Origin of the sequence: Lentilactobacillus parabuchneri DSM 5707 = NBRC 107865, from assembly GCF_001435315.1 — a bacterium.
GTDB lineage: Bacteria > Bacillota > Bacilli > Lactobacillales > Lactobacillaceae > Lentilactobacillus > Lentilactobacillus parabuchneri.
Map to the genome: position 1 here is coordinate 1 of NZ_AZGK01000039.1, position 640 is coordinate 640.

Consider the following 640-nt stretch of genomic DNA (forward strand, 5'->3'; position numbering starts at 1 on the left):
CGACCACTGGTTTAAATCAAAAATGGACCGCTGATATGACCTATATTCAAACGAAGCGTAATGGCTGGTGTTACTTATCAACCATCATGGATCTGCACTCAAGACGAATTATCGGCTATTCATTCTCAAAAAAGATGGCTACTGATTTAGTCTTAAAGACCCTGGAAAGCGCGGTTAAAAATCGAACCATTACTGGGGACCTGATTATCCACACAGACTTAGGATCACAGTACACCAGCGATGATTACAACCAACGGTTAACAGAACTACATATCCGCCACTCTTACAGCCGTAAGGGGTGTCCATACGATAATGCCCCAATGGAATCTTTTCATGCTTCCCTCAAAAAGGAATGTGTTTATCCAGTGCCGGTCTTTGAGAATTATGAAACTGCCGCTGCTGTCCTTTTTGAATATGTGCATGCTTTCTACAATAGGAAGAGAATTCATAGTTCACTGGGCTACCAGACCCCTTTACAAGTTGAAATCGCAACACTTACGAGCCAAATGGCCGCCTGATTTAATGCTTTCCATGGTTCAAATAAGTTATGAATCACGATTAATGATTTATTTGAGCTGTGGAAGGTAAACGCGGTTCTGAATGTCTCTTAAAACCTGTCTCAAATATTGACTTCAATCCA

The 640-nt window shown here is 41.2% G+C and carries 1 protein-coding gene; it reads left to right on the forward strand.

The window, feature by feature from the left end:
- Positions 1–518, forward strand: a 518-nt coding sequence (locus tag FC51_RS11995) for an IS3 family transposase (RefSeq protein WP_081038419.1), incomplete at its 5' end; no start/stop codon positions are given.
- Positions 519–640: the final 122 nt, after the last annotated feature.